The organism is Bradyrhizobium lablabi, assembly GCF_001440475.1.
GTDB lineage: Bacteria > Pseudomonadota > Alphaproteobacteria > Rhizobiales > Xanthobacteraceae > Bradyrhizobium > Bradyrhizobium lablabi.
This window is the reverse complement of record NZ_LLYB01000089.1, coordinates 21,446-36,887: the sequence shown is the minus strand read 5'-3', so window position 1 is coordinate 36,887 and position 15,442 is coordinate 21,446. Positions and strand designations below refer to the sequence as shown.

Sequence of the window (15,442 nt, the reverse complement as noted above, 5' to 3'; positions counted from 1 at the left end):
CGTAGCCGATGTCGCTTTCCGCCACCGGGATAAGACTTCATCCGGATTCCGTTTGTGAGCGCGAGCGGAGCGCGCTGGCAGCTCGGGAGCGCAGAACGCCTTGCCGAATCTCCGTTCCCATCGGCTCAAGAATTCATAGCTCACTCAACGCCCGTCGCCGCGGGCATTCGTCGACAATGCGCAAGCTTCTATATCCGATCATTTCCGGTAGGCAGTAATGGCGACGATAAACTAAGGCGCTCGCCGCAGAGCTACCGGGCCGGAAGGCTGCCGCTGCTGTCCATCCGATAGGGAGGCGCGCGGCTCACCTTCGGAATGTCGACGATCCAAAGTCACTTCGGCGCTCTCGGCGCGACACCATGCCGAGGGAGGCCGATGACGTAAGCGTGACGGAAGAGATCGGAGCCAATTTCGCCCCGCCCGAGCGCGAGCAGCTACGCCGCGGCTTCGTCAGCTTTTCGAAAGCTTGCTCTGGTAGGATGTTTGCCCAGGTTATCTTGGACGTGAGGCTAGGTGGACCCCACAATTGTGACCCATCCAATGTAACAGCTTGGTCGCAGGTCCAGCATGCCACCTCGGAAGCGCAGCAAGAGGGGCCGGCGAGGCAATAGGCGTTTGAGCCGTCCTTGGCGACGGCGCTCCCAGCCAGTACCGGTACCTGTCCTCATCAGTCTAAAGAAGACCAGCGCCGAATTGATGACGCGACTAGTAATGCTACGGCTCGGACTCTTAATAAGGGGCACATTAAAGCAGCACCACCGAACTTCGCCGATTACGGGCATGTTCTCCGCTTTCGACGTCAAGCGTTTGATCTGCGCAAATCAGCAATCTTATCGCTCACGCCAACGAATTCTACTAAGCGAAGGATGAAGGCGCCGTTGAGCAATCTTCGCCTTTGCTGCGAGCGAGCTGCTCGCAGTGCGATTCCGCCCAGCCCCCCTCAGAGGACGACGAGAGTTTCTTTGAAATGATGACTCGTGCCGATAGGCGCAGCGAGGCCGCCCTTGACCAGTATCACCCTGCCCTTCGCAGATTCTCCGAGGCACTTGTTCTTGAGAGCCAGACGATATCTGGCCTGGACCACGACTCGCGGGTCAAGTCCGCTCGGAGACTGTTCCCGCGCGACAAGAATCTCATCTCGGCGTTAAATTTGTTTCGTGCTGCGGAGCTCTGCGCTAAATTCGGTTCGTAATACCGAGCGTGCCTTGTCCGGGCGCTTCGAGTGGGCAGCTAAGCATTGCAGCCTTGGCGGAGTACTCTTCTATAGTCGTTTGTCAGCTTCGGTTGGGTTGGGCGACACGGCACGTGACCACTTATGGCATTCAAGAGCATGTCGCTCTGATGGAAACTCGCTATTTCCGTGGCGTTTGCAATTAACCCGCCATCCGGGCCAGCCGGGGGCAATCGGCTCGCTCTGTCCGAAATCAGATGACGGACGATATTCAGGTACGGCGCATCGGCGCCGACGAAGTGGATCAGCGCTTGGAGCGCCTCGCCGACATCCTCATTGACTGCGTCGCCAACGGCGATTCGGTCAGCTTTCTGCCACCGCTAACTCGACGACGTGCGCGGGTGTACTGGCGTAGCGTCGCGGACGCGGTTATTTGCAATGGATGCGCGTTACTAGCAGCGGAAGATGGCGCAGGTCAGATTGTTGGCACAACCCAGATGGTACCTGCCACGTCCGAAAACCAATTGCATAGCGCTCGAGTCGTCAAGGTCCTGGTTGAAAGAAGCGCACGCCGTCGCGGCATTGGGCGCCGGATGCTCAGGGCTGTCAGCGAGTTAGCACGAAAAGAGGGAAAGACGTTGTTGACGCTTAGCACTACCACAGGTTCTGCTGCCGAGCGTCTTTACGCCAGCAGCGGGTGGGCATCATCCCCGGGTGTGTGCTCGCCCCTGACGGCACATATCGCTCGGCGACCTTCTTCTACAAGCATCTCTGATACTACAAAGCTGGCTTCGCGCTTGCTATTCACAGACCACATCTGTCCGGTCCCGTTCTGATAAATCATCATCGTCGGGGAGCATCAGTGACATTACCGCTTTATTTTATGATTTTGTGAACAACGACGACTTGGGCTTTCGAGATAAGAAATCAACGGATCAGACGGTGGATTATTCAACTGCCGCACGCCCGGTCATCACAATGCCGAGCCGACGATCGGCAAGGTAACGGCGATGTGCCGCTCTGGTTCTCATTCAACGTCCATAGCGCAGGGGTCGCAAAGCCTGAAGCAATCCCTACCATTGCGCTTGACATACTCAACCAGCTCCTAACGACCTCGTCTTGAGGCCTCAAGATAGTGGGTATGTCGCCGCACTCTCAATATGGTAGGCAAGGCGATTAGCGACTCTTGAACGAGCTCCACGAAGCCGTCGGATTATTTTGCTGCTCGGGCAGCCGTTGGATGAAGTATGCGAGCCAGGCGAACGACCGCCATAAACCTTCGTATCGTTACGTGCCGCCTTGAGGTGCCTAATTTTTACCAAGGTTCAATTGAGCCGCTGATCACGATCCTCTTAGCTGCATAAGCGGCTGGCCACAGCGACATCTCATTCGTCTTCGCCGACATCGTCAACTAACAGCGAATCAGGAGGTCGCGAATTCTATTTTTCGTCGGAATGGCAGCCTTTGCCGAGACGTGGATAGAGATACTAATGGAACCATTCGAGCTTGCGTGGTGCGAGTTCGAATACCAACGGGCTCTCAGATGCCTCGAAGCGAGGGAGAACAGGGCGGACGACGTCTGGCCCCAGAGCGTAGAGATTCAACCGTTCTGATCCATCATGCGGGAGGACCTGTGGGCCAAACACTCTATGACAGCGCATGGCCACGCACGCCACGAGCGGCGATACAGCGATCGAAAGCTCGCTCAAAGAATTAAAGGATTAGCCAGCACGGTCCCAATCAGAAGACCATCACCAAGCAGCGTAAAGGCGGCTTCGTGCACGATGCACCGATGGTGCTGCAAGTCCGTCCGCTCGATTGAGGAAGAGGCAATCGTCGTTGCCTTTCGCAAGAACACCTTGTGAGCCGCAAATTTATCGAGAATTTAGGCGCCCCTGCTGCGACGAACGCGGTACGCAATCATGTTGGAGCTCCGGTAGAAATACCGGAATGAGGCTGCGCCGGCGGTAAGCATGCTCACAAAATCCATGACAATCGAACTCGCGCTAGTTGTGGTTCGGTCGATATTCTGCCAAGCGTAACTGTCGGAATGACGGATCATCCCCGACCTAGAAGGCAGGCGACTCTCGATCGTTGGGCAAGCGGATTCGCCTGCGCCGTGTCGAGCAAAAGATCTCGCAGGCCGAACTCGGCGACAAGCTTGGCGTCAGCTTCCGGCAGGTTCAAAAGTACGAGAAGAGCGTAACCGGCATGAGGGCCTCACCTCGCAGTGACGAAGCTTGTCTGCGATACAGGCTGGCGAGAGCTGATCGGTGGAGGTGGCGCGATGGCAAATGCCATTGATGCCAGGCAGGAAGGTGACTCTTATCGCCGCGTTGAGGTGATCACTGGGGAGCGCCGGCGGTGACGGTGGACAAGCGAGGAGAAGGCCCGGATCGCGGCAGAGAGCTTTGAGGAGGGGGCGAACATCTCCGAGGTGGCGCGGCGCAATGGCGTTTCTCGCGGACTGCTCACGGTGTGGCGCCGCCAGGTAGCGGCGGCGCTGGCCGGCAAAGCCCAGAACCTCGTGCCTATCCAAATTGGCGCCGAGAGCGATGGCGGGAGGGTTGGCAAGTCCGAGTGTATTTCGCCGGTACAGACGAAGCCCGTGGAGATTGCCACGCCGCCGGCCAAGGTCTGTGGAGTGGTCGAGATCGAGGTGAACGGGGCGCGCATCCGGGTCGAGCCGGGGGTGGAACTGGCGACGCTTTCGGTGGTGCTATCGGCGCTTCGAGGGATCCGGTGATTGCTCTACGGTCAGACCTCAAGGTGTTGCTGGCGGCCCAGCCGGTCGACTTTCGTAAGTCGGTGCATACGCTGTCGGCGCTGGTGAGCGAAGCACTGCGCGCGAACCCATATTGCGGCGACATCTTCGTGTTCCGCAGCAAGCGCATGAACAGAATGAAGCTTCTGGCGTGGGACGGCAGCGGCATGGTGTTGGTAACGAAGTGGTTGCACCAGGGGCGTTTCACCTGGCCGCCGATCCGCGACGGCGTTGTGCATCTCAGTGCGACGCAGCTTGCGATGCTACTCGACGGGCTCGAGTGGACGCGTGTGTCGCCCAAGCCTGTGAAGCAGCCGGCCATTGTCGGCTGAGAAGTGAGGATTTCACTGGAGCATGGGCCGCACGGATGTATCGTCTGGTCATGGCGATTCGCCCCGACACTCTCCCGACCGATCCGGCAGCTCTGACCGAGATGGTGCTCGCGCTTGACGCTGAGAACGAGACGCTGCGCGTAGCAATGCAAACGTTCAAGGACATGATCTTCGGGAAGCGCTCGGAGCGGCTTGCCGCGCTCGTGGCCGAGCAGCTCGCGCTTGAGCTTGGCGATCTTGAGACCGACGTCACGCCGCCTGCAGCTGCCAACGACGATGCAGCTGCGGCAAAGCCGCCCGGCAAGCCACTGCGGAAGAAGGCGCGCCGCAACATCGGCGCGCTTCCAAAGCACCTGCCGCGCTGTGAGCATGTGCTGGAGCCGGAGGCGACCGCATGCCCGTGTTGCCAGGGCCAGCTTCACAAGATCGGCGAGGACGTCAGCGAGGTGCTGGACATCATCCCGGCGATCCTGCGGGTGCTGCGGACGGTCCGTCCCAAGTACGGCTGCCGCCGCTGCACCGATGGTGTGATCCAGGCGAAGGTGCTGCCGCGCCTGATCGAGAGCGGCATGGCTTCGACCGCACTCGTGAGCCACGTGGTAGTCTCGAAGTTCGCCTGGTATCTGCCGCTGTACCGACAGGTGCAAATTCTGGCCGGCCAGGGTGTCCATCTCGACCGGGCGACGCTTGCCGGCTGGGTCAAGCGTGCGGCCTGGTGGCTCAGGAGCCTCTATGCGCTTCAGCTGCGCGCGATCCAGACCGCGCCGCGCCTGTTCTGCGACGAGACGCCGATGCCGGTGCTCGATCCCGGACGACATCGCCCGCGCATCTGCCAGTTCTGGGCGCATGCCATGGATGACCGGCCATGGGGCGGTCCCTCGCCGCCGGCGGTGGCCTACGTGTTCGCCGACGGCCGCGGCACGGCGGAGATCGCCAGACGGTGGATGGGCTTTTCCGGCATTCTGCAGGTCGACGGTTATGTCGCCTACAAAGCGCTCGCCCGCGATCATGGCGGCGCGATCCAACTCGCCTTTTGTCTCGCCCACGCCCGCCGCAAATTCGTCGAGGTGTATAAGACGACCCAGTCGCCGTTCGCGCGCGAAGTGATCGAGCGCCTGCAGGCGGTCTATGCCATCGAAGCAGAGATCCGCGGCAAAAGTGCCGAGCAGCGGCTGGCCGCCCGCCGCACCAAGAGCGCACCGTTGATGGCGGCGCTCAAGGCGCGACTGACCGAGATGGTGGGCCAGCTCTTCTCCCAATCGAAGCTGGCGGAGGCCATCAACTACGCACTCAATCACTGGGACCGGTTGACGCTGTTTCTCCGCGACGACCGTGTCGAAGTTGACAGCAACGCAGTCGAGCGTTCCATGCGCCCGATTGCGATGGGAAGACGCAACTCATTGTTCAGCGGCAGCGAAGGCGGCGCCGCGAGCTGGGCGATCCTGGCGTCGATCGTGAACACGGCAAAACTCCATGAGCTCGATCCGCAGGCTTACCTGGCCGACGTGCTGGAGCGCATCGTCTCCGGGCGAACCAAGAGCCATCAGCTGCACGAGCTGCTCGCCTGGAACTGGAAGGCGGCGCGCCGGCACACACCGCAGGCAGCGGCATGAGCCCACGTCGCCATAAGGCAGCATCGTCGATGGCGTCAGCCGCGATGTCGCTTGCGGAGCTCGAGCGATGGCTCCAGGATCGCGTCGATCGCCATCCTGCCGCCACCAGCATTCCCATGCTCGACGGCTATACCGCCGCGATCGTGGCCGGACCGGTGTCGATGAGCCCGCTCGATTGGATCTGCCCGCTGCTCGCGATCAATGCCGACGCTTTCAACCACGGCGGCACGCCGGAGTTCGCCGCGATCTCCGCCGTCGCGCTGCGCCACAACGACATCAGCAACACCCTCTCGACTGCCCCCGATCGGTTCGAGCCGATGCAGCGGCGCGACCCCAGCGGCAACATCGATGCGCATCCCTGGTGCTAGGGTTTCTATGCTGCGATGCGGCTCAGACTGTCGGCGTGGGCGCCGTTGCTCGACGTCAACAACGTCAATCACGGCCTGCTGCTGCCCATCCTGCTGCATTGTCGCGACGATCAGGCCCGTCCGCTGCTCGGACCGCCACGAAGCGGTCGCAAAACCGAGGATTTCCTCCGTAACGCCTACCTCGATATCCCAGCCGTCGTCGAGGCGCTGCGCCAGCACTGGATGCCCATCCGCTACGCCCGCGACCGCTAATCATCGCGGACGTGGGAGCTCATACCGGTTACCAAAGACGAACTCCTTCGTAACGATCCACCACAAGCCCAGAACAGGCCGCTATGGGTCTATCAACTAATAGATTGACCACATCCTGCTGACCCGTCCTGGGACGTTTTTGTATTGCACAGCGATTATCTGCCCGCAGCAGTCAATACTGGCCCATCACCGAATATTGCCGATGACGGCGTCCTTGGCCTTTTCGTCTTTCGACAGAATGTTAGACGTCAATTCAGTGACCTGATTGAGCTTATCCAGAAGCCCTTGCAACGAAATCACTGCCATTTGCCCTTCGCTGTTGGCGCTATCAACCGCCGCTTTAAGATTGTTGATCGCGGCGTCGAATTCCGCCTGTATGCCATAGACGTCGTTATTGATGGTCTCGATGGCGATGCCATTCGCCTGCATGAACTCATAAACGCTTCGGGTCTTGCCTTGCGAATCGATAAAGGTGCCGTACGCTTTGACAGTCTTCTCGTCATTTGGCCTTTCGGCGCGCAGAGTTGCCAATGCGCTATTCATGTCCTTTAAAAGATTGTTACGCGCCTGCATGCTGGCATAATCAGCCCGGAGCTCCGTCTCGTAGATGCCGTGTCGCTCCATCATGAGCAGCATCATGGTCGCGTACAGCGACTGCCCATCTGTGAGGGCAAAGTCCGCACTGTAGGACGGCACGCTGGCAGTTCCATTGATCATTTTCTACCTTCCTTCCGTTGTAAAAATCGTTTGTAACGATGGGTCGCACTCATGCCATGTTGACCAGTTTGCTCATCGTCTCGCTATCTGCACTACGCATCTCCGCAAGCTTGCTCAGCATGTCCTGAATCTGCGTCTGATAGTAATCGATGAATTGCCTTTCGTCCTCCGCGTGGGCCTTCGCCTTGGTGCTATCTGCGTCATGCTTCACTTTTTCTTCCTGATATTGAGTGGACGCCATGTTCATACCGGCCCCGGCCATCTTGGACGTTTCCGTTGTCATGGCGGCCATGCCCCCCCATTTCATGGTCTCCTGCGCGGCTGCGGTTTGCGCGTGAGCGATGCGCGTTACGTCAAAATGGTCCATGCCATCAGGAGTGCGGGCAGTAAGGCCAGATGAGGCCTTGGGTGCATTGCCTTCGAATCGCAATTGACTCTGGCGAGCACCCATGAGGTTCATGCCGGCGCCGGCGATACCGCCACTCGATGCGACGATTGAGCCAAACAACTGATAGAGCCCTGAGTTTCGAATCGACTTGGCAGCCGCGTCCTGCGCAGCGACATCGGCACCAACCGCAGCCCACATGTCCTCTCTTGCTGCTTTGCGAAGCTCAGAATTGAGACGAATAATGAGTGCCGCGACTGCAGACATGTTATTTCCCGTCGCAAAGTCCTTGAGCTTGGGCCCAATACCTGAAAGCGTCTGCTGAGTAACAAGCTCGGGAACCCCCGAGTTTCCAAGCAATGCAAAACTTGACGCGCCGTTAACATTCGGGGCAAGCGACTGAGTAGTGGTCGCCTTTGGTACACGGGCGCCTCGGAGGGAGCCCGAGGGTGCAGTCTGAGAAGGCTGACGATGCGCGGCAGTGTCCAATGGATCAATGCCGGCAACATTTACACGCTCGATAGCACTTAGCATGAATGTGTTCCTTACACTCGCAAGAGAGGGCTGTTAGACGTGATTAGGCGAAGGCACGGATGAGGGACGCATCGCTGGCACTGCGGCTCTCGATTGCCTCGGCAACCCTCTGCGTAGTCGCCTTTTGGTCGAGGACGAGCTGCTTGATGAAGTCCATCTCGTTGCTTTGAAGCTCTTTCATCCAGGTAATTCGCTTCCTTATGTCCAAAGCCTCCGCCTGAGTGTCCGCGGCCTCCTTCTGCTGAACCCCATTCGCTATGCCCGCAGCGGCCTCGCCCAGCGAAGCAACTGCCTCGCCAACGCGAGCGGCAGTCGCAATCTTCTGGCTGATCTGAGCAATCCTGGTAGTGTTCGAGACTGTATCTGCGATCGTGGAAGCGGCTTGATTCATACCCCTTGCGAGGACGGCCGCCAACGAGGCCGGTTGCTTTGCGAGGGGGGCAAGTCCACGGAGAGCCGAAGCGCCGGACACACCGAGGCGGCTCCACATAGCGGCCGCGGGGACTCCCTTCGCAGCTCCCTCCATAAACGCGGCGCCTCCCGACAGCACGGTAACCGACAATATGATACCCATCGTGATGCCGATAGCCACTTTGTTCGCCTGGGCGGCACCCATGTTGCCATCTTTCATGAGACGTTTGGCAATCGCCTGGGTCATCTTCTCGACGACCCCCGTTTCGTTGAGCACCGCAACACCAACTGTAACTGCTGCGGCAACTGTAGAAAGAGTGCCACCAGTGACCACGGCGGCCGCGACCGAGAGCCCGACCGCGAGCCACCCAAGGAACTTCCTTATGTGTGAGCTCTTTTTCGCTTTCGCCATGGCGTTCGCGGCTTCGATAATCTTGTTGCCGATCGTCTCCTGCTGCTGCCTGAGCAGTTCGCCTTCGTGTCGAACATCCGCCATCCCGCTCGCAATTAGCCGGTCAGCCATTTTGATCCTCACTGCCAGCAGATTGTTAGCGAGTTGGCTCGGGTCGAGCCCGCGCGGCACCGCCAGGTTCGGAATCGAACCGGATGCGACGATCTTGCCGGAGACTGCTGGCGGCAAATTGCCAACAGCTGTCGTATGGAGCGCGCCTGAACGAGCAATCAAGGAGCGACCGGGTACAAGCAGCGCCCCTGCTTCGTACTGCGCTTCACTGGTCCAACCGGTTACGTTCAAGCTATGCACCACTTGAGTTCCTTTCCGTTTTCAGACGGTCAAGCATCCGTCGCGCGCGCCAAGCCAACGTGTTGCGCTCGGGATTTCCGGCGCTGAGCGTCAGGACATCGCCGAGCGCGACTATGGCTGCTGCCGGACGCCCCAGTTTGACCAAACATTCTGCAGCGCGAAGCGGTATCTGCGGGTCCTCGCTGTTCAGGAGCGCAGCCAACCTGTAAGCCTGCACCGCCCCCTCTGTATCCTCAAGCATCTGACTGGCAGCAGCCAAGCTGAGCCACGATCGCGCGTCTGTGTGTCGATGCAAGCATAGAAAGCGAAAGAAACTTAGCGCGTGCTCATATTTGCCGCAGCAGTAATAGCGGTAACCCAGCGCATATAATGCCTCAAGCTCTTCATCCGTAATGCCGACGACATCGCCTAACGTCGCGCGCCCCGCCATGAGGTCGAGCGCGAGATGCGACGAGGCTCCGCCGTCAATCGCATCGACTGCCTCAGGATCGCTCAATAGGTCTTGCTCGACCCGGCTCGCCATATCACACCCTTTGTCCGAACCATGAAAGATTCAAGGTCGTTTCCGGTGAAGGCAAAACGTCGCCCGGGGCCGCCTGCTCGCATAAATAAGATGCGTCAGAGCCTCGGTCGCAATCGCCGCTACTCGCAGGAAAGGAATCCCGCCCGGCGGCCCCGGCGTCCGATAGTTGAGCCAGCCATTCGAGTTGGGCGTCCGCCCTTCTCAGAAGACTGTCCATTTGCTCGATCGTTTGTCGGGACCTTCGCATCGTTTCTTCTAGATCCACGTTCGCCTCCTCACCAACTCCATGCCGATGCAACCCAGGTCAACCGCACCAGACGGGGCCATGCCGCCAGGAGGTGAAAACCACCCGAGGACATCGACCGCCAGATCGGCGGCTCGACGCCAGGGTTTAGACAAACAGCGCTTTGCACAAGATGCCCGCTCTCCCGACCGAACAACGCGAGAACAACTTCGGCATCCATGAGTACTGGACGGTCCCCGTCCTCGGTACCCGAGAGTCCGCGGCCCGCAAAATATTGAGTCATTATGGGTGCATCCGCGCGAATGATAGGACCGCTCGTCCCGGCGAAAGCGTGCGCTACCGTTCGGATCGATCTCGGCCAACACGATTATTTTCAGCTTTCACTGAAAGCTGATGAGGCCGGGAGTTCGGGACGGCGACATATTGCGGGGTAAAGCGCGTGGCATTCTCCGGGCGCCTCTCGTTCAACCCGCCACTGTCTTCCCTGGTCTTAAATTGCCCACATCCTGGGAGCGATCCGAACGCACATCCTGCAATTTGGCCAGTCCTTCTCGCCAATAACGAGGTTTCGTGGAGGGATGATCACGTCTGCGGGCAAGCAGCCGCCAAAGGTCGTGAATGTTTGCCGAACAATTCACGACAAACTGCTCGGCTCTGTGAGGATGGTGTCGAAGGTGGCCAAAGGGGGTCTATTTCGTTCGCGCCATGGTGACTATTCCAAAGCTCGTAACTGACCTCACGAAATCAGAGCCGACCACCACCAATCTCGGTCGCAAGATCGCCGAGCGCTCGCAACACCTCTGCGATAGGCTCAATCAAGTGTAACGGGATATATTCTTCGACCAGACCGTCTTCCAGGAGCGCACGCGCCAGCGGAACATTTCGCATCACCGGCACACCGGCGGCGATGGCGGCCGCGATCATTTGCTGTGCGACGAGATCGGTACCAATAGCGTCGATCACGGGTAGCGGAGTTTGTTGCCCATCGTAGTAAACTGCCACCGCAATATGCGTGGGATTGGAGACCAAGACGGTCGCATTGCGCGCTAGGGCAACAGGGTCCTTGGCCATCAATTGCGAACGAAGTTGCTTGCGGCGCCTTTTGATCAGGGGATCGCCTTCGTTTTCCTTGTATTCTCGCTTCACTTCCTCCAGCGACATCATATTCCTCCTCTCGAACTGCCACCGCTGGAACGCGAAGTCCGCAATTGCTACCACAAGATGGATCGATCCCGTACAAACCGCGACATAGAATAGGAGGTTACCCGTCAGTAAAGCCAGGCAGGATATTCCGCAGCTCGGGATCCATACAAGCGAACTTACTGCTGCGTGAACCACAAATAGAAGAACGAGACCGAGCAACAGCACCTTCACAACTGATCGGCTCAACTCGAAAAGGCTCTGCGACGAGAATATCCTGCCGATGTTCTCACTTGGGTTCAGCTTCATGAGCGATGGCGCGGCTGCTGAGGGCGAGAAAAGCACCCCCGTCTGCAACAAGTGGGCTCCCACACCGCCGATCAGGACGACGGCGAGAAACGGTATTGTCAGGTTCTGTATTTCACGGCTGTAGGATCCGAAGAGTTGCAGCGCGACAACGACAAAGTCCTCATTTTTCAGATACGAGATGGGTAGCAGGAGCGCTGCCTCAAGTCGGTCCACCAGGCGAGGCAAAGAGGCGAGGAACAAGGCGAAGAACCCAATGGTGAGCACCGCCGAGACAACCTCCCTGCTCTGAGCGACCTGTCCTTTCTTGCGCAGCTCGCGCAGCCTTTGACGGGTCGGTTTTTCGCTCTTACCAGCTGGCATGAATACTCACATGGCGATGCGGCGAACAAATGCGACAGGCGATAGCCCGTGATCGCCGGCATGGGTCAAAACAGTCGCGAGCGATAGGATCAGCAGCAGCAAACCAACCACGCTTTTGACCGGCATAGCGACGTAGAAAACCTGCAATTGTGGCGCGAACCGACCGATCAGCGCCAAACCCAATTCGCTTAAGAACATGGCAAGGATGGCAGGACCGGCGAGGAGCAATGTCAACAGCATGACAAGGTCTGCGAGACTCAGCACCGCCCCGACGAACGCTGGACCAATTGTCGGGCGAAAGGTCCACACAGGCCAGATTTCATGCGAGCGATAGAGTGCCTCCAGGAGCTTGGAGAAGCCTCCCGTGACGAACAGCCATGTGAGGTAAAGCTCACCCAGGAATGTCCCAAGCGGGGAGGTTTGATTGCCGCTTGCCGGATCGAGCACACTGGCCATCGTTGCCCCCCTTTGGTTGTCAATGAACGTGCCGCACGCCTCCACGCCCCACATGACGGCAGCAATTGGCAAGCCGAGTACAAGACCGAGCAGAATTTCCTTCAGTCCGAGGCCCAGGATCAGCGTCAGGCCCGCAAAATCGAGGTCCTCAGGCTTTGTCGTCCAGGCGAGTCCTATTACAGGGAACGACAATGCGATAATCACGCTGTTGCGGGCCATTCCTGTCACCATGTTGCGCGCGAGGACTGGGACGACCAGCATCATGCCCGATATGCGCGCGACCGCGAGCACGAGGACAACGAGGACGGTACGCATCTCAGCCGGATCACGTGACAACATGAAAGGACAACCAGGATGATGAAGAGCGGCCGCGGTGCTTCCTGCAGATGCAGCACGCGGTGGATAATCGACGACCTGCTCGAGCTCTGACGCCTACACTGCGCCGATCTTGTCGAAGATTCGCGTGGTATACCGGCCAAGCTCCTCAAACCAACTCGCGGTGGCGACCAGCATAAGATTTATGCTTATCAGCTTCACAGCGAAGGAAAGTGTCTGCTCTTGAATCTGGGTCATGGCCTGGACGAGACTGATGATCAGTCCCACTATCGTAGCGACGAGGACTGCCGGCAAGGACAGCACAACCGACAGTGTAAGCGCTTCAATAGCGACGTTCACGAGCGTGGCGGAATTCAAGACGCCGGTCCTGCGTAGGACAAGACGAGGCCGTGGATGAGGCGCTGCCACCCGTTCACGGCAACGAACAAGAACAGCTTGAATGGCAGAGATATCGTCATGGGTGAAACCATCATCATGCCCATCGCCAGAAGAATGTTGGAGATAACGAGATCGATAACGATGAATGGCAGGAACAGCAAGCACCCGACCTTGAATGCCTCTTCCAGTTCGGACGTGATGAAGGCCGGGATCAAGATCAAAAACGCGCTATCGACGACGTCAGCCGAGTCGTCCTTACTCCACAACTTCTGCGTAGCATTGACGAAGAAATGACGTGTTGTCTTGGACGTATTTTTGACGAGGAAGTCACGAACCGGCTCGGCACCTCTGGCTATCGTGTCGACTAATTCTCCGAACGTTTGGTACGCGACTGGCCTGTCACGCAGAGCCTGATACGCGCTCTTCGCCACTGGCTGCATGATGTAGGCCGAAAGCAAGATAGCGATCGCGTTCAAGGCCATGTTCGGTGGGATGTTCTGAACGCCGAGTGCGTTGCGCAGCAGCCCAAAGACGACGACAAGTTTTACGTAGGACGTTACCGTAATCGCAACGAAGGGCAGGACCGCGATGGCACCCATCAGGACGATAAGCGTCGCCGGGTCGGGCAACTTGTTCATCGCTCAGCCCGCGGCAAGCGCAGATCCAGCAAGCGCACCCCGGTCCGCTCAGCAATGCGCACTAGCTCACCCGTCGCGACGACTTGGCCATTGACGCGCAGACAAACGTTAGTGGCTGCATCAAAGCCAAGATCGATGACCTGGCCCACCGCCAGTTCACGAAGCTGTCCCAGCGGCATGATCAAACGTCCGACATCCACATCGACCGTCAGATTAATGCTGTCGAGGCTTTCAGGCGGGAGAAACTCCGGCTTATCCATCAAACGATCCACTACTGACTGGATAGAGAGGCGGCAATCCCGGATCGAGGCACGAAACCAAGGACTGTTGGAGAGGTGCGCGACAACTGTCATCGCGCCATCATTGCCCACCGGTTGATTGTCCAGCAGGATAACGTCACCTTGCGCGAGCCGCTGCAGTTCCGCCAAGGCAAGGCTGATGGGAGCAAATCGCACATCCAGAAGAAGCGGAAGCTCATCGAGCGCAGCAGCTACGACCGGCAGGTTGGAGCAGCAGTCGGCGACCCACTGCAGCCCGCCACCGTCCACTTCCACCAAACCGACCAGATCGTTCGGACGCTCTAGCCGAACAACCTTGAACGCGTAGGGACGCGACTCCGTGGCCTCGGAGCAGGACCAGGTCGGCCGCTGACCACACCATTGCTCCACCTCAATCGCCAGATCTTGGAGAACGATATCAAACAATATTTCACCCAAGCCGTGGTCTGGAGGCAACGTGGTGATCTCCGGCCACCGTTCTACGGCCATCGGCGGAAGGAGCATTGCCCCCAACGCGAGGCGGATTTTGTGGCCGCGCACACTCATTACCACGGTGTAGCTTGGCGCCGGGATGTGTCGCAGCGCTGAATCGGACATGACCGCCTGCACCTCGATGCCGGCGAGACTGAAAGCAAGCGGAAGACGGCTAGCGATTCGCGATATTGCGGCTGCATCACGTGCGTCATAGTGGGGAAGGTTGATCATGCGGCCTTCTCAGCCCTGTAGCGGAGTATCGCCTCCGAGCCGGAAGAGTGCCGATGACCGTCTTGCTCCTTCCAAAGTGAGCCTCGGGCAACTACTGCAATCGTGACGCGCATGCAGAGCCGATCAGACAAGTTGCGCGCAAATGCATGCCCTCGCAATTGCAAGATGGACTTAAGCCGGCCCGAGACGATGTAGAGAGATAGCGTATCGTCACGGCAGCTGACGGACACACATGCGCTTCCAAACACGACACGATTCAACGTGATGTGGGCCGTAGCGCCCCCCGTGCGGTCCGGACACATCAAAACGCGCTCAACGATCGCCTCCGCCAGCTCAGCGAGCTCCGCGGAACGTGAAAGCTTTCCGTCCGCTCGCGGACCCTGTACATAATCCAGCATGGCGGGTTCGAGCGAGAGGGCGGGCACGCAGGAAGGCGCAACGCTTCCCATCGCCACCGGATTATGCTGATCGTTGCCGAGCTTCCTGCAGCCGGAACCACCCCCGGGCGACTCACAATCATCCAGAGCGGCCGCTTCGAGCCATCGCCGAAAGCGCTCGTAATCTGCAACACGCACAGGCTTCCGCGCCGCGAGCGCGTGCGAGCGGTCACGTGGCGCGATTGCCGACATCGAAGTGCTGTCACGGACCTTCATCAAAGCAGCTCCATCGCAGCTTTTCTAGACATCAAATGCGCCGCAGCGACAGGCGCGCTGAAATGCCTTGCAAACAGCTCATTTCGCTCATAGCAGCGCCGCGGCTCATCGC

General features: G+C 58.8%; 15 protein-coding genes and 2 pseudogenes. 7 read left to right on the top strand and 10 right to left on the bottom strand.

Features of this window, described 5'->3' with window-relative positions:
- Positions 1-1,428: 1,428 nt before the first annotated feature.
- The 7 genes and pseudogenes from CQ14_RS42545 to CQ14_RS46730 all read left to right on the top strand — a co-directional run bounded on the left by CQ14_RS42545 (position 1,429) and on the right by CQ14_RS46730 (position 6,500).
- Complete coding sequence (locus CQ14_RS42545; protein ID WP_245320503.1) at positions 1,429-2,007, top strand: GNAT family N-acetyltransferase; 579 nt, start codon at positions 1,429-1,431, stop codon at positions 2,005-2,007.
- A gap of 1,258 nt (positions 2,008-3,265) precedes the next feature.
- Positions 3,266-3,394 (top strand): annotated as a pseudogene (locus tag CQ14_RS46740) (helix-turn-helix domain-containing protein); the annotation flags it as partial.
- A 157-nt stretch (positions 3,395-3,551) separates the two neighbouring features.
- A pseudogene (locus CQ14_RS25770) lies at positions 3,552-3,917 on the top strand (transposase); the annotation flags it as partial.
- Positions 3,914-4,267: an IS66 family insertion sequence element accessory protein TnpB gene (tnpB, locus tag CQ14_RS25765; protein WP_057860648.1), complete on the top strand. Its 354-nt coding sequence runs from the start codon at positions 3,914-3,916 to the stop codon at positions 4,265-4,267. The pseudogene CQ14_RS25770 and the gene tnpB, both read left to right, overlap by 4 nt.
- Before the next feature lie 50 nt (positions 4,268-4,317).
- Positions 4,318-5,880 carry an IS66 family transposase gene (gene tnpC, locus CQ14_RS25760; RefSeq protein ID WP_057860668.1) on the top strand — a complete coding sequence of 521 codons (1,563 nt, stop codon included), beginning with the start codon at positions 4,318-4,320 and terminating at the stop codon, positions 5,878-5,880.
- 29 nt (positions 5,881-5,909) lie between these two features.
- Positions 5,910-6,248: a UPF0149 family protein gene (locus tag CQ14_RS46735; protein WP_245320502.1), complete on the top strand. Its 339-nt coding sequence runs from the start codon at positions 5,910-5,912 to the stop codon at positions 6,246-6,248.
- Between the two features lie 45 nt (positions 6,249-6,293).
- Positions 6,294-6,500: a hypothetical protein gene (locus CQ14_RS46730; RefSeq protein WP_245320501.1), complete on the top strand. Its 207-nt coding sequence runs from the start codon at positions 6,294-6,296 to the stop codon at positions 6,498-6,500.
- A 186-nt stretch (positions 6,501-6,686) separates the two neighbouring features.
- On the opposite strand, the gene CQ14_RS25750 is transcribed toward CQ14_RS46730, so the two are convergent.
- From CQ14_RS25750 to CQ14_RS25705, 10 genes are all read right to left on the bottom strand, one after another.
- Positions 6,687-7,217, bottom strand: coding sequence for a hypothetical protein (locus CQ14_RS25750; protein ID WP_057860647.1), 531 nt, complete (start codon positions 7,215-7,217; stop codon positions 6,687-6,689).
- A 49-nt stretch (positions 7,218-7,266) separates the two neighbouring features.
- Positions 7,267-8,136: a hypothetical protein gene (locus CQ14_RS25745; protein WP_156435405.1), complete on the bottom strand. Its 870-nt coding sequence runs from the start codon at positions 8,134-8,136 to the stop codon at positions 7,267-7,269.
- 43 nt (positions 8,137-8,179) lie between these two features.
- Entirely contained in the window at positions 8,180-9,301 is a 1,122-nt protein-coding gene (sctE, locus tag CQ14_RS25740; protein WP_156435403.1) for a type III secretion system translocon subunit SseC family protein, read from the bottom strand.
- 1 nt (position 9,302) lies between these two features.
- On the bottom strand, positions 9,303-9,833 hold the full coding sequence (locus tag CQ14_RS25735; RefSeq protein WP_057860644.1) for a SycD/LcrH family type III secretion system chaperone: 531 nt from the start codon (positions 9,831-9,833) through the stop codon (positions 9,303-9,305).
- 988 nt (positions 9,834-10,821) lie between these two features.
- Complete coding sequence (locus CQ14_RS25730; RefSeq protein WP_057860643.1) at positions 10,822-11,886, bottom strand: EscU/YscU/HrcU family type III secretion system export apparatus switch protein; 1,065 nt, start codon at positions 11,884-11,886, stop codon at positions 10,822-10,824.
- A 6-nt stretch (positions 11,887-11,892) separates the two neighbouring features.
- Complete coding sequence (sctT, locus tag CQ14_RS25725) at positions 11,893-12,681, bottom strand: type III secretion system export apparatus subunit SctT (protein ID WP_082650033.1); 789 nt, start codon at positions 12,679-12,681, stop codon at positions 11,893-11,895.
- A gap of 93 nt (positions 12,682-12,774) precedes the next feature.
- Positions 12,775-13,035 carry a type III secretion system export apparatus subunit SctS gene (sctS, locus tag CQ14_RS25720; RefSeq protein ID WP_057860641.1) on the bottom strand — a complete coding sequence of 87 codons (261 nt, stop codon included), beginning with the start codon at positions 13,033-13,035 and terminating at the stop codon, positions 12,775-12,777.
- Entirely contained in the window at positions 13,032-13,694 is a 663-nt protein-coding gene (gene sctR, locus CQ14_RS25715; protein ID WP_057860640.1) for a type III secretion system export apparatus subunit SctR, read from the bottom strand. The genes sctS and sctR overlap by 4 nt, the downstream gene beginning before the upstream one ends.
- Positions 13,691-14,677 (bottom strand): FliM/FliN family flagellar motor switch protein, encoded by a 987-nt coding sequence (locus CQ14_RS25710; protein ID WP_057860639.1) that lies wholly within the window; start codon positions 14,675-14,677, stop codon positions 13,691-13,693. Before CQ14_RS25710 ends, sctR begins: the two co-directional genes overlap by 4 nt.
- A complete protein-coding gene (locus CQ14_RS25705) occupies positions 14,674-15,330 on the bottom strand; it encodes a hypothetical protein (protein ID WP_057860638.1) in 657 nt (218 codons plus the stop codon). The genes CQ14_RS25710 and CQ14_RS25705 overlap by 4 nt, the downstream gene beginning before the upstream one ends.
- Positions 15,331-15,442 lie beyond the last annotated feature (112 nt).

Coding starts and splice junctions, on each gene's coding strand:
- CQ14_RS42545 (WP_245320503.1), top strand. CDS start 1,429: ATGACGGACGATATTCAGGTACGGCGCATCGGCGCCGACGAAGTGGAT.
- tnpC (WP_057860668.1), top strand. CDS start 4,318: ATGGCGATTCGCCCCGACACTCTCCCGACCGATCCGGCAGCTCTGACC.
- CQ14_RS46735 (WP_245320502.1), top strand. CDS start 5,910: ATGGCGTCAGCCGCGATGTCGCTTGCGGAGCTCGAGCGATGGCTCCAG.
- CQ14_RS25750 (WP_057860647.1), bottom strand. CDS start 7,217: ATGATCAATGGAACTGCCAGCGTGCCGTCCTACAGTGCGGACTTTGCC.
- CQ14_RS25745 (WP_156435405.1), bottom strand. CDS start 8,136: ATGCTAAGTGCTATCGAGCGTGTAAATGTTGCCGGCATTGATCCATTG.
- CQ14_RS25735 (WP_057860644.1), bottom strand. CDS start 9,833: ATGGCGAGCCGGGTCGAGCAAGACCTATTGAGCGATCCTGAGGCAGTC.
- CQ14_RS25730 (WP_057860643.1), bottom strand. CDS start 11,886: ATGCCAGCTGGTAAGAGCGAAAAACCGACCCGTCAAAGGCTGCGCGAG.
- sctT (WP_082650033.1), bottom strand. CDS start 12,681: ATGTTGTCACGTGATCCGGCTGAGATGCGTACCGTCCTCGTTGTCCTC.
- sctR (WP_057860640.1), bottom strand. CDS start 13,694: ATGAACAAGTTGCCCGACCCGGCGACGCTTATCGTCCTGATGGGTGCC.
- CQ14_RS25710 (WP_057860639.1), bottom strand. CDS start 14,677: ATGATCAACCTTCCCCACTATGACGCACGTGATGCAGCCGCAATATCG.
- CQ14_RS25705 (WP_057860638.1), bottom strand. CDS start 15,330: ATGAAGGTCCGTGACAGCACTTCGATGTCGGCAATCGCGCCACGTGAC.